Raw genomic sequence first — 11,648 nt, forward strand, 5'->3', positions numbered from 1 at the left:
TAACCTGTTTGAAAAGCCGTCCCTCTCTTCGGAGTGGGATGGCTTTTTTACTTTCCAATGATCCGTGATTCTGTTGCGAATTAACAGCCGAAACTTTATAACTATTCCAATTTCCTACATTTGCAGTTCCCGATTTCCCCGAAATTTGTGAGGTGGTCAGAGCCTTTAAATTATTCGTTGCCTACGGGATTGTCTTTTTGGTCGGTTACCTGGGAACTGGGATAACACTTCATTATGTAAAACCGGAAATGCGCATATTGCCGCAATTCGTGGAAAACATCCTGGATGGCGGAGCAATCTGGAAGGTTCAGTACCCGGAAGAATCGGATGTTTCGATGTTTGATCAACGGACTTACAACCCGGAAGGCCACGATCCGGAAGAAGAAATCCTGTTTACTGACGATTACAATTCCGAAAACGGAATTTTTTGTTTTCGCGGAAATGCACAGCGCAATGCGCCCACGCGAGGCATTCTAAAAGGAAAACCGAAAGACATTCGACTGGATTGGGAATTTATTACCGGTTATGACGGCAGAACGACCGAATATGGTTCCTGGGGTGGCGGTTCGGGCTGGACGGGCCAACCATTGGTAATCAAATGGCCAAAGAAAATCGCGAAAAGGCTTCACGGAATAGAAGAAACCTATGTAAATCAGGCCAATTTCAGGGAAGTCATCGTGGGGAGTTTGTGCGGAGATATTTACTTCATTGACTGGAAAACCGGGAAGGCGACACGCCCGCATGTAACCATTGGAAACCCGATCAAGGGAACGGTTTCGGTGGATCCGAGAATGAATGGCCTGTTGTATGTTGGTCAAGGTATCAAAAACGGGGATCGGTTCGGTTCGTACATCTTCAATCTGTTTACCGGCGAAGAGATTTTCTTTCGCAATGGCCTGGATCCGAAAGCCAGAAGAGCCTGGGGAGCATTTGACAGCAATTCCCTGGTTGATGCCGAAACAGGATATTGGTTTCACCCGGCTGAAAACGGACAGATCTATAAAACAAAAATTGCAAGCGGGAAAGCAATCCCGGAACCTTTTATTTTCAATTACCGGATTTCAAAACACCCGGATCTCGGAATCGAGTCGAGTTTTGGTGCCTGGAATAACCTGGGCTGGTTCGGAGATAACGGCGGAAATGTATTCTGTATGAACCTGATGACCATGAAACCGGTTTGGTACCTGGATAATTACGACGACACGGATGCATCGATGGTGATTGATTTGCAGGAAGAGAATCATCCGTATTTGTATACCGGGAACGAAGTTGACAAACAAGGTGAAACCGGAACAGCTCATATTCGCAAGATTGACGGGCTTACCGGGAAAGAAATCTGGGATGTATCCCGGAAATCCACCAATACCAAACTGAACGGGCGGGTGAATTCCGGGGGTGTTTTGGCTTCCGTTTTACCCGGAAAGAAAAAAGCAAATAAGCTGGTTTATGGAATTTTTTCGAGGATAAACGGAACATTGGCCGGTGAATTCGTCGCTATCGACAAGGTCACAGGAAAAGAAAAATTTTCCATCCCGATGGACTATTACAGCTGGGCTTCTCCGATCGATCTTTACGACAAAGCTGGAAATTGCTACATTTTCTTCACCGATGTCTACGGAACCATTTACCTCATTGACGGACTAAACGGAGAAATCATTGTGAAGCGCAAAACGGATTGTGTTTGGGAATCTTCACCGGTTGCCTGGGGAAATCGCATTGTGGTTGGAAGCCGCGGAAAAAAGATTGTGAGCTTTGTAATTAATTAAAAATGCAAAATGCAAAATGCAAAATGCAAAATGCAAAATGCAAAATGCAAAATATTGATAATTAAATCCTGTTTCCCATTTTTTGAATTTTGAATTCATCATTTTGAATTGAATGTTACTTTTCAAAACTTTCACATTCTCTCCTCAACGAGTCAGGAACTAAAAATGTATCTTTGTTTTCAATGAAAAATTCGAATCGCCCGCTCATTTTCGTAACCAACGACGACAGCCTTCACGCAAAAGGAATTGCTTCCTTAGTTGCTGTTGCACAGGAGTTTGGAGATGTGGTGGTCATAGCACCTGACAAACCGCAATCGGGAATGGGCCACGCCATCACTATTTCACATCCTCTGAGATTGTACCGTTCAGATATTTTTGAAGGAATTGAAGCCTATTCGTGCAGCGGCACACCGGTAGATTGCGTGAAACTGGGAGTTTATGAAGTCCTGCACCGCAAACCTGACCTGATCCTGTCGGGAGTAAACCACGGATTGAATTCTTCCACGAACGTGTTGTATTCCGGGACCATGTCTGCAGCGGTGGAAGGTGCCATGGAGCACGTTCCGAGCATCGGTTTTTCTTACGGTGATTTTGATCCGGATGCTGATTTCTCGGCTGCCATGCATGTTGCGAACCAAGTTATTCCGCAGATATTGGAACACGGCTTGCCGCAAGGAGTTTGCCTGAACGTCAACATTCCGAAAGGACCGCTTGAGGCACTGAAAGGAATTGAAGTTTGCAGACAGGCTTACGCGTTTTGGGAAGACCGGTTCGATAAACGCATGGACCAGTTCGGAAGGCCTTACTATTGGTTGACCGGAACATTTGATTCGCGCGAAGATGCAACAGATACAGACTTACATTTTTTAGATCAGGGTTATGCGACTATCGTACCGACTCAATTTGATCTGACAGCTCATAAAACCATTGCTGATTTAAAAAAGATTTTGGTATGAAAAGAAGATTTAACTGGAATACACGGACAACTGCCGGAATGATTATCGGCATGCTTTCTCCGTTTATTTGTGTTCCACTAACGATATTGATTATTTCCTGGGCACAGCATTACCCGTTTTCCTTGTTTTGGGACCGCTTTTTTATGGATTTGAATGTGATGAGCAAATTCCTGTCGCTTTCCATCATCCCGAATCTGGTTTGGTTCTATGTGTTCCTGAATAGAGAACGCTATGACCTGGCGCGTGGAATTATTGTCGGATCAGCCTTGTTCCTTCCGTTTATTATTTACGTCAACCTGATTCGCTGATGAGTAAGAAACTGTATATCATTTCGGGAGAAGCGTCGGGGGATTTGCATGGAGCAAACGTGATGAAGGAGTTGTATGCAGAACAGCCCGATCTGGATATCCGTTTCTGGGGAGGAGATAAAATGCAGGCTGTCGGAGGAACGATGGCCAAACACATTCGCGACCTGGCTTTTATGGGCTTTGTGGAGGTGTTGATGAATATTCGAACTATCTTTAAAAATATCCGGTTCTGTAAAGAAGACATTCTCAAATTCCAACCGGATGCTTTGTTGCTGATCGATTATCCGGGCTTCAACATGCGAATCGCAGAATGGGCGAAGAAAAACAACATCAAAGTCTATTATTACATTTCTCCGACCGTTTGGGCCTGGAAGGAAAACCGTGTGCACAAGATCAAAAGAGATGTCTTCCGGTTGTTTTGCATTCTTCCGTTTGAAGCGGATTTTTACAAGAAATACAATTACGAAGTAGAATACGTGGGACATCCGCTGTTGGATGAAATTGAACAATACCAGGAACTTCCGAAACAGGAACTGAAAATCACTCCGACGGGCAAACCCATCATTGCGATGCTTCCGGGCTCGAGAAAGCAGGAATTGCGTACCAAGTTGCCGGTAATGCTTCCGTTGGTTGATCTTTTTCCGCAATATCAGTTCGTGATTGCCGGAGCACCCAATATGGATATTGCTATTTACAAGGAATTGATCGGCGACAAACAAGTTGACGTAGTTTACGGTCAGACTTATCCTTTATTGCAGCAGTCGGAAGCCGCTGTGGTAACTTCCGGAACGGCGACTCTGGAAACCGGGTTGTTTGAAATTCCGGAAGTGGTTTGCTACATCGGGAATGCGATTTCTTACCAGATTGCGAAAAGATTGGTGAACGTGAAATACATCTCATTGGTCAACCTGATCCTGGACAAAGAATCGGTTACGGAACTCATTCAAAACGATTGTACCACAGAACGTTTGGCGAAAGAATTGTCTTTGGTGATCAAAGGCGGAAGCAAGCGTGAACAGGTACTGGAGGATTATTCCAAATTAAAAGCATTGTTAGGAAAAGGCGGCGCTTCGAAAAAAGTTGCACAGTCCTTGTTGAAAACTATTTGAGTCCGAGCCCATTTCAGTTTGGTACGGAACTAATTTTGTAGGATGTTGCGCTTATTCGTGCTCATAGGGTTTATTTTTCCGTTTTTCGTATTTTCTCAGCAAATGCGAATCGGTGTTTTGCGCGATTATTCCGTTCAACGGATCGTCTTTGCCTATTCCGAAGGAAGTTACAATGTATTCGGTGATACAACCTTGTTCGCAACATTGCTTCCGAGCGAATTCGTCGATCTTTCGGTTACAGGAAATAACATGATCTCCCTGAAAGTCGGTGTCAACGAAGTGGCTGTTGTTTCCAAAGTAGTTTTAGTGGCTACGAAACTCAACAATTCATTGGTCTATTCAACCAAAACTCCGGTAGTTAAAGAACGGAAATACAAGGACGATGTTGAAATAACAGCTTTGAACGGCGCATTGACTATTGTGAACCTGGTAGACATCAATAATTACCTGAGCGGAGTGGTGGAATCCGAAGGCGGTGGCGGAAAGGAAATTGAATATTACAAAGTCCAGGCATTGATGAGCCGTACTTATGCGCTGAAATACAAAACAAGACACCAGAAAGAAGGATTTGAGTTGTGCGACAGAACGCACTGTCAGGCTTACCACAATCAATTGAGACTGAATCCCCTGATCGATTCCGCAGTGCTGAAAACAGAAGGAATGGTGATGGTGGACCAGCAAAACCATTTGGTAGATGCCTATTTCCATGCCAATTGTGGCGGGCAAACTTCCGAACCGGATTATGTGTGGAACAACAAAATTCCTTATCTGAGTACGTTTAAAGATACCTTCTGTATTTATACCAAACAGGCAACCTGGGAAAAGCGTATTCCGCAGACAGACTGGATGGAATACTTGGTTACTGCTTTCCACTACCCGGTAAACGATTCCGTTCTGGGACCTATGATCTATACGTTTAACCAGGCAGACAGATGCGCTTTTTATCAATATCCGTGGCTGGGAATCCCGTTGCGGGATATCCGGGAGCATTTTAAATTGAAATCTACGTTCTTCAATTGTTACCCGGAAGGAACGGAAGTTGTTTTAAGAGGGCGCGGTTATGGACATGGTGTTGGGTTATGCCAGGAAGGCGCGATGAAAATGGCCAAATACGGATTCAGTTACATTCAGATTGCTTTGTATTACTTTCCGGGTGTTAAAGTGATCAATTACCAGGAACAACAGTATTTCAATCAGCAGCCCAGGATTGTGGAATTGGATTAAAAATGTTCAAATGTTCAAATGTTCAAATGTTCAAATGTTCAAATGTTCAAATGTTCAAATGTTCAAATGTTCAAATGTTCAAATTGAACTTTTAAACCTTTTGAACTCCTTTGAACATTATTTATACGTGATCACAAAAATATCCTCGTTGTCTTTCTTGAACAATTTATCTTCCCGGGCCAGTTTTTCCAGGTAAGAAGGATCTTTGATCTGTGAAAGGATGTATTTGGTGTCTTTGAGCTTTAAATTCATTTCTGATTGAGCAGAACGCAATTCGGAGAGCTTTTTATTCTGGTTGATGATGGTGAAGATATCTACTTCGTCCAAAAACAAATTGTACACCGTAAAAAGACACAAGGCAAGGATGTATTTGTTTCTGAAAGGTGCAAGATACTTCTTCATAGTCCAAAGTTAAGGTTTATTGCGTGGTTTCCTTCCGGGTAAGTTTGCGAGATATCCTCCGGCAGATGTTAATAGCATTGGTGCAAAGGTTCAATTATTTAATTGTTCAAAGAGTTCAAAGAGTTCAAAGAGTTCAATATTGCCGTTTAAACCTTTGAACCTGTTTGAACGAAAAAGCCCTGATCTCGTATTTACGGAATCAGGGCTTTTCTTATTTGTAACTTGAATTAGTTTACGATCTGATCGTATTTTGCTTTGAAATCTTCGTTGGTTTCGTACCATTGAGCAACTTTCCCCATAACAGCTTTCGCTTTGTCGGTTTGTTTGGCGCTCAGGTAGCATTCTGCTGTTTGGATCACTCCCATCATCAGCAAATCTTTTTCGGCCTGGTCCCAGCTTGAAATATCCGAAACGGATTTCAACATGGTTTCAGCTTCTTTCCACATGGTATTTGCACCTCCCTTATCTGCGTTGCGGTATTTACACACACCATCCAGGTATTTTGCCCCGATACTGCTGATATTGATCTTGTAATATTTCATGATCCAGGTGGCAGCTTTTTTGTAATCAGGAGCTTCTACTTCATTCCGGATCGTTTCTACCAAACTGTTTTTAAACTGATCGTAAAACTCGGCATATTCTGCCTGAACACTTCCGTCTTTATCGTATTTGATACTTTTTCCTACTTCTCCGATAGCTTCCTTGTAAGCATTTTTGTACTTCTCATCATCAGAACCACTCAAGGAAACTTTGTAAAGACCTCTTCCCATCCACATGTGCGGCAGGGCGTCGCTCTTTGTTTTGTCATTCATGGTATATTTTTCAGACGCACGAACCAGTTTTTCATAATCGCCGTCAGCATAAAGGATACGCAAATCGTTATATTCCGGTGCTTGTGCAACCAGTAATTTGGTAGTAAGAAGGGCACCAATCAGAACAAGCTTTTTCATAATATTTAATTTCGTTGATGGATAAAACCAATAACTATGCCGAATGTACGAAAACTTTAAATAAAAGTTTCGTTGACGTTATGGAAAATGAATCTTTCCCGGAGATACTTCTCTATTTGGCTGTAATTCATTAATAATTAATCCGATTGAAAATGTGCCATGGATAATTATTTTCCCGGTAGGGGCGAAGGATTTTTCGCCCCTACCGTAATTATTCAGCACTTTGAATCAGCAATTCCAGGATTTTCTGAGCGGCTTTTGAAATCTTTGTTCCCGGGCCAAAAACCCCGAAAACCCCGGCATCGTACAGGAAGTCATAATCTTGTGCAGGAATAACTCCTCCCGCAACTACCATGATATCCGGGCGTCCCAGTTTCTTCAACTCTTCAATCACTTGCGGAACAAGTGTTTTGTGTCCGGCAGCCAGGGATGAAACTCCCAACACGTGCACATCGTTTTCAATGGCTTGTTTGGCAGCTTCTCCGGGCGTCTGGAAAAGCGGTCCTATGTCTACATCAAAACCGATGTCCGCAAAGGAAGTAGCGATGACCTTTGCTCCGCGGTCGTGTCCGTCCTGACCCATTTTCGCAATCATGATGCGCGGCCTTCTTCCTTCGAGTTTTGCGAAGGTTTCGACCATTTCCTTTGCTTTTTCAAAATCGGTATCACTCATACTTTCCGCCGAATAAACTCCGCTGATCGAGCGGATGGTTGCCTGGTGTCTTCCAAAAGTATCCTCCATTGCCTGTGAAATTTCTCCCAGCGACGCGCGTTCGCGGGCGCATTCTACGGCAATTTCCAATAAATTTCCTGTTCCTGTTCGTGCAGCTTCGGCCAGTTTTTTCAAAGCAGCTTTTACACGTTCGGTATTTCTTGTTTCGCGCAATACTTTTAAGCGTTCCAATTGCGATTCGCGCACTTTGGTATTGTCTACTTCCAGGATATCGATTGCGTCTTCTTTTTCCAATTGGTAGCGGTTCACTCCAACGATGATGTCCTTTCCGGCGTCAATGCGTGCCTGTTTGCGGGCAGCTGCTTCTTCGATGCGCATTTTCGGAACTCCGGTTTCAATGGCTTTTGCCATTCCTCCCAGTTCTTCCACTTCCTGGATCAGTTTCCAGGCTTCATCCACCAATTCCTGGGTCAGTTTTTCTACGTAATAACTTCCGCCCCACGGATCGATGATATCCGTCATGCCGGTTTCCTGCTGCAGGTAAATTTGTGTGTTGCGGGCAATGCGCGCGGAGAAATCTGTCGGTAAAGCGATGGCTTCATCCAATGCATTCGTATGCAGCGATTGCGTCCCTCCAAAACCTGCCGCCATGGCTTCGATACAAGTACGGGCAACGTTATTGAACGGATCCTGCTCGGTTAAACTCCATCCGGAGGTTTGGCAATGGGTACGAAGTGCCAGCGATTTCTCACTTTTCGGGTTGAACTGTGAAACCAGTTTCGCCCAAAGCAATCTTCCCGCTCTCATTTTTGCAATTTCCATGAAATGGTTCATCCCGATTGCCCAGAAGAAACTCAAACGCGGTGCAAAGCTGTCTACGTCCATTCCTGCGTTAATTCCTGCTCTCAGGTATTCCAGTCCGTCTGCTAGCGTATAGGCCAATTCAATACTTGCGGTTGCACCCGCTTCCTGCATGTGGTAACCCGAAATGGAAATGGAATTGAAACGTGGCATTTTTTCAGCGGTGTACGCGAAAATATCCGCGATGATGCGCATGGAAGGAGCCGGTGGATAAATGTAGGTATTCCGAACCATGAATTCTTTCAGGATATCATTCTGAATGGTTCCGGAAAGTTCTTCCTGTTTCACGCCCTGTTCTTCCGCTGCAACGATGTAAAATGCCATAATCGGGATCACTGCACCGTTCATGGTCATGGAAACCGACATTTCATTCAGGGGAATTTGGTCGAACAAAATCTTCATGTCCAGGATGGAATCGATAGCCACCCCGGCTTTTCCTACATCTCCGACTACGCGTTCGTGATCCGAGTCGTAACCGCGGTGCGTTGCCAGGTCAAATGCCACGGAAAGTCCTTTCTGTCCTGCCGCCAAATTCCGGCGGTAAAAGGCATTCGATTCTTCCGCAGTGGAAAATCCGGCATATTGCCGAATGGTCCACGGACGAATAGCGTACATGGAGCCGTAGGGACCTCTCAGGAACGGAGCCAATCCGCTCACGAATCCCAAATGTCCGACCTGTTCAAGATCTTCTTTGTTATAGTAACTTGCCAGTTCTATTTTCTCTGGGGTAGAAAAAACGCTTTTCTCAGCCTTTCCTGACAGTGCATCTTTATTTAAAGATACGTTTTCAAATGATTGACGGATACTCATAGGGCCTGTTCTAAAATTAAAGGTTTCAGGTTGTTCCAGCATGCAGGAAGTGCTTTCCAGCTGTTCTCCACCTGTTCCGGGTTCGGGAAGATGTTGATCCCGATGCGTTTTTCTGTTTTGTCTTTGATCTCCGCTACACGCATGGCTGCTTTTTCTTCGATTTCCGAAGCGAGTGCCTGGCGCACTTCTTCTTGGGAGATGCTCCCGTTTCGTTCAATCCACTGGAATGAACTCCATGCGCGCTCGGCAATGGTTTCTGTCAATGCATCCAAAGCATAGGAACCACCCGCGGGATCCAAGACGATCTGCAGGTAAGATTCTTCTTTCAGTAATAAGGAAATATTGGTTGCCATGCGGCGCGTAAATGCAGTATTGGGATTGGTCGAGTACCAGTCATAAGGCTGAATGTTCAGGTGCTGGATTCCTCCGAGAACCACGGACATTGCTTCGGTAGTCTGACGCAATAAATTCGTATAGGGATCTTTCAAACTCGTATTCAAAAAACCGGTTCGGGCAGTAATGGTAGCCGCCAGCGAACACGTGTGTTGGGGAGAGTAAGCCGAAACAATTTGTGCCCAGCAGGTTCTGAATGCGCGGATCTTTGCCAGTTCGAAGAAATATTTACTTCCGATCCCGAAGGTAAAATGAATGGTTGCAGCAGCTGTATCAATGTCAATTCCTTTTTCCAGCAATTTGATCAGTAATTCATGGCCTTCCGCCAATGCGATACTCAATTCCTGCCAGGTTGTTCCTCCGGCTTGTTGAACCAGTGATGCATCCACGTGGTAAAGCTTCAGGTTCGGATTTTTATCCAGGTAATCCGGAAGATGCGCTTTTAATAATTCGTCGTTGTCAGCATATTCGATCAATACCGGAGCTTCTTTTGCAAACACCAGGAACTGATTCACCTGTTGGTTGGTTTTTGCCCGGAACGTAGTGTGAATAAAAGACAAACCCACTTCGTTCAGAAGAACATGGAAATCAATCGCATCTGCGTTTGTTGCTTCCAGAACCAAATGATCCGTTCCGGCCATTAGTGCCGCAACAATTTCCCGGTTGGTTTCTTTCAGGTCCGTAATGCGAAAGGTCGTAGCTATGGTCCAATCGTTGTTTTTGGACTGGATACCGCGCGTATACGGAGCTAAACCCGGATCGGAGAAATTGGTTTGCTGATCTTCGCGGTGGAAATAAGCCGGAAAAGCAATTTCTTCCACGCGATTGATCTTGTTCAATGTATCGATCGATTCACCCTTCAATTCCTTTTTCAGGATGGCGATCCATTCTTCTTTAGAACTTGCCTGGAAGGATGAGAATAAGTCATTCATGTGTTATTCTTTTAGGTATCTAATAGATCTTGATCTTGAATAGTGGGAGCAGGTGCCGGTTGTTCTTTTTTATTCATCAGGATGTAAACGGCGGTTGAAAGCATGGCTGTTAAAACCGGCGCCACGATAATCCCGATCATCGGAATTTTGATCATCAAGGTGAAAATTGCTCCTGTAATCAGCATATAGCTCATTTTGGAGAAACCCATTCCCCAGCTTTTGAAGAAATTCAATCCGTAGCGCTCCATGCTGTAATCGTAGAAAGAGAACCCCACGAAGAACGAAGCGATCAAAAAGAAAATGGTTTCCCCGATAAAATCAGGCATGAACCAGGAGAAAATCCACCAGATTCCCAGGAAGATGTATTCCAGTAATAAGGCGCTGATAACAATCAGGATCATTCTCAGGAAATCATTGAATAAGCGAATGAAATCGAATTTGTATTCATTCCCGGTCAGGTAACTATCAAACTTTTCAGAAAGAATGCAATTTACAGGCGAAAGAACCACCAGAATGACAAATTTATAGAATTCGGAAACGATCAGATCGAAAATACTGAAAACGCTGTCGGCTACCCAACCGATCGCTGAACCTACCAGGGGAACACCGTCTGCTACATGCGCAATTGCGAGCACTTTCTCTGCCTGCCATTTGTAGTAGAGGTAAATCGATCCGACGATCAGTCCGGGAACAAAGAACCACAAAAACTTCCCTTTCAGCAATGTTTTTGCGACCTGTTCTATTCCTGTCCAGTGATTTTTAAAGGCTTGAACCATGTCTTTGTTGTTTCGCTTTCAAATATAGCGAAAGTTCAAACGTTTAAACTGTTCAAATCTTTGAACGATCAAACTTTTTGAACTTTTCAACCCTTTGAACTCATTTGAACTTTCCGTATATTGGCATGTAAATTGTAAAATCCCGAAATAAAATAATAAGCTATGAAAAATGTATCATTGATAGTAATCGCATTATTGGGACTTTCACTGAGCACTTACGCACAGGATGGAACCAAACAGGAGAACCCGAATAAAGTGGTTGCAAAGAAACCGGTTAAAAAGGTAAGACCGGCTGTTGGCAAGAAGAAGGATGTTCCTGTAGAAAAAGCGAAGTAATCAAAAAGCCCCGACGATAAATGCCGGGGCTTTTTAATTTATGGTTCTGTACGAAAATATAGGTGACAAAAAAATTCTCGCAGATTTCGCAGACTCCGATCCGCCGAGGCGGAGAGTACAGAGTTTAATTGTTAATTATCTGCGTAAATCCG

Annotated in this window: 11 protein-coding genes; 6 read left to right on the forward strand and 5 right to left on the reverse strand. The window is 44.1% G+C overall.

Annotation, left to right across the window (positions count from 1 at the left end; genetic code table 11):
• Positions 1-152: 152 nt before the first annotated feature.
• The 5 genes from ABDW02_RS14840 (at position 153) to ABDW02_RS14860 (ending at position 5,363) form a co-directional block, all read left to right on the forward strand.
• Entirely contained in the window at positions 153-1,766 is a 1,614-nt protein-coding gene (locus tag ABDW02_RS14840) for a hypothetical protein (RefSeq protein ID WP_343635786.1), read from the forward strand.
• 182 nt (positions 1,767-1,948) lie between these two features.
• Positions 1,949-2,722 carry a 5'/3'-nucleotidase SurE gene (gene surE / locus ABDW02_RS14845; protein ID WP_343635788.1) on the forward strand — a complete coding sequence of 258 codons (774 nt, stop codon included), beginning with the start codon at positions 1,949-1,951 and terminating at the stop codon, positions 2,720-2,722.
• Entirely contained in the window at positions 2,719-3,030 is a 312-nt protein-coding gene (locus ABDW02_RS14850) for a hypothetical protein (RefSeq protein ID WP_343635790.1), read from the forward strand. Before surE ends, ABDW02_RS14850 begins: the two co-directional genes overlap by 4 nt.
• Positions 3,030-4,139, forward strand: a complete 1,110-nt coding sequence (gene lpxB / locus ABDW02_RS14855) for a lipid-A-disaccharide synthase (RefSeq protein ID WP_343635792.1) — start codon at positions 3,030-3,032, stop codon at positions 4,137-4,139. Before ABDW02_RS14850 ends, lpxB begins: the two co-directional genes overlap by 1 nt.
• Positions 4,140-4,181: 42 nt before the next feature.
• Positions 4,182-5,363 (forward strand): SpoIID/LytB domain-containing protein, encoded by a 1,182-nt coding sequence (locus ABDW02_RS14860; RefSeq protein ID WP_343635794.1) that lies wholly within the window; start codon positions 4,182-4,184, stop codon positions 5,361-5,363.
• A 117-nt stretch (positions 5,364-5,480) separates the two neighbouring features.
• On the opposite strand, the gene ABDW02_RS14865 is transcribed toward ABDW02_RS14860, so the two are convergent.
• From ABDW02_RS14865 to ABDW02_RS14885, 5 genes are all read right to left on the reverse strand, one after another.
• Positions 5,481-5,765 (reverse strand): septum formation initiator family protein, encoded by a 285-nt coding sequence (locus tag ABDW02_RS14865; RefSeq protein ID WP_343635796.1) that lies wholly within the window; start codon positions 5,763-5,765, stop codon positions 5,481-5,483.
• A 227-nt stretch (positions 5,766-5,992) separates the two neighbouring features.
• A complete protein-coding gene (locus ABDW02_RS14870; RefSeq protein ID WP_343635798.1) occupies positions 5,993-6,715 on the reverse strand; it encodes a hypothetical protein in 723 nt (240 codons plus the stop codon).
• Between the two features lie 211 nt (positions 6,716-6,926).
• Complete coding sequence (gene scpA / locus ABDW02_RS14875; RefSeq protein ID WP_343635800.1) at positions 6,927-9,059, reverse strand: methylmalonyl-CoA mutase; 2,133 nt, start codon at positions 9,057-9,059, stop codon at positions 6,927-6,929.
• Positions 9,056-10,384 (reverse strand): methylmalonyl-CoA mutase family protein, encoded by a 1,329-nt coding sequence (locus tag ABDW02_RS14880; protein ID WP_343635802.1) that lies wholly within the window; start codon positions 10,382-10,384, stop codon positions 9,056-9,058. Before ABDW02_RS14880 ends, scpA begins: the two co-directional genes overlap by 4 nt.
• Before the next feature lie 11 nt (positions 10,385-10,395).
• Positions 10,396-11,160 (reverse strand): hypothetical protein, encoded by a 765-nt coding sequence (locus ABDW02_RS14885; protein ID WP_343635804.1) that lies wholly within the window; start codon positions 11,158-11,160, stop codon positions 10,396-10,398.
• Positions 11,161-11,322: 162 nt separating this feature from the next.
• Between ABDW02_RS14885 and ABDW02_RS14890 the strand changes: the two genes are divergently transcribed.
• A complete protein-coding gene (locus ABDW02_RS14890) occupies positions 11,323-11,496 on the forward strand; it encodes a hypothetical protein (RefSeq protein WP_343635806.1) in 174 nt (57 codons plus the stop codon).
• The last annotated feature ends 152 nt before the right edge of the window (positions 11,497-11,648 follow it).

This window comes from Fluviicola sp. (assembly GCF_039596395.1).
GTDB lineage: Bacteria > Bacteroidota > Bacteroidia > Flavobacteriales_D > Crocinitomicaceae > Fluviicola.